The organism is Microbacterium sp. Bi128 (assembly GCF_918698205.1).
The window spans coordinates 1-1,348 of the sequence record NZ_CAKKMM010001378.1 but is presented as its reverse complement, the minus strand read 5'-3'; the positions used below and the strand labels follow the sequence as shown (position 1 = coordinate 1,348).

The window sequence follows — 1,348 nt, the reverse complement described above, 5'->3', positions numbered from 1 at the left end:
AAAGGAGTAGCAGGCGAAATCGCCGAACTCCACCACGAGCTCGCGCGCCCGGACCGGATCCGTGTTGATGAAGGATGCGATCGCGTTGAGCGAGTTGTAGATGAAGTGCGGACTGATCTGGGCGCGGAGGGCGCGGACCTCGGCTTCCATCAGGAGCGTGCGGGAGGCGTCGAGCTCGGCCAGTTCCACCTGCGTGGCCACCCAGTCAGCCACCTCCCCGGTGGCGCGGACCAGTCCCGCCCCGGCGGCCGGCGCGAAGGCGGCCACCACACCCACCACACGCGTGCCGGTTTTGATCGGGGCGATCACGACGGCGCGCTCCACCTCCGGCGCCAGCGTCATGCCGCCGACGCCAGCGGCCAGGAGCTGGAGTTCGCCCGCCGGAATGACGGCGAGGTGGCCGCCGTCGAACACTTTTGACGCGAGCCCCATCAGGGCAGGCTTGAGCTCCTCGGCGGCGCCGTCCCACGCGAGCACGCCGGTTGTGTCGGTGATGGCGAGGGCATCGCAGCCCAGGATGCTGCGCAGCTGTTTGCTGGCCTTGGCCGCACCGGCAGGGTTCAGGCCGGTCCGCAGGTACTGGCCGGCCCGGGACGCGGCGTGGAGCGTCGTGTAAGTGGCGCGCTCGGCATCGGTGCCGAGGTCGCGGAAGGAGCGGAGGACCTGGAGCCCGACGGCGACGACCACCGTGATCGCCATGGCGATCACCGCGACGGCGGCGGCGGTGAACAGGGGAGAGTCCGGCATGATGCCCAGCCTACCGCCGGTGCCGGGGCTGACGGCTCTGGCACGTGCCCGGACACCGATGGCCGCGAAACAGGTGTATCGGGCGCCGTTTGGCGCAGCGCCGGGACCGCTGAGCGACGCAGGCTGCCCCGGCTGTGGTAGGTAGCCCACGTCACGGTGCACAGTGATTGCAGTCACATCGGCAGGATGGGTTGCAGGGTGCGTCCCGCGCAGACCACGGCAACCGGTGTGGACTCACCAGTCTCAATGAGGAGGAACCGATGGGTCACGACGCCCAAGAAACGGACGCTGCGGCGGCCGTGGACTTCAAGGAAGTCCAGTCGACGGAGCAGTTCCAGGAACTGCGCACCCGTCACCGCAGCTTTGTCTTCCCGCTATCCATTGCCTTTCTGCTCTGGTACTTCGCCTATGTCCTGCTGGCCGACTACGCGGTCGGATTCATGTCGATCAAGCTTTGGGGCAACATCAACGTCGGCCTGATCCTGGGCCTGCTGCAGTTTGTCTCCACGTTCGCGATCACCGGCTGGTACGTCAGCTATTCGAACCGCAAGCTGGACCCCATTGCCTCCGCGATCCGCCAGGCAATCGAGGGGCACGAATT

General features: G+C 67.4%; 2 protein-coding genes. One reads left to right on the top strand and one right to left on the bottom strand.

What is annotated here, in order from left to right; all coding sequences use genetic code 11:
• Positions 1–747 (bottom strand): histidine kinase (locus LQV45_RS32955; RefSeq protein ID WP_230011869.1); only part of this gene is annotated, 747 nt, incomplete at its 3' end.
• A gap of 260 nt (positions 748–1,007) precedes the next feature.
• Here LQV45_RS32955 and LQV45_RS32950 point away from each other — a divergent pair.
• On the top strand, positions 1,008–1,348 hold a 341-nt coding region (locus LQV45_RS32950; RefSeq protein ID WP_230011867.1), incomplete at its 3' end, for a DUF485 domain-containing protein.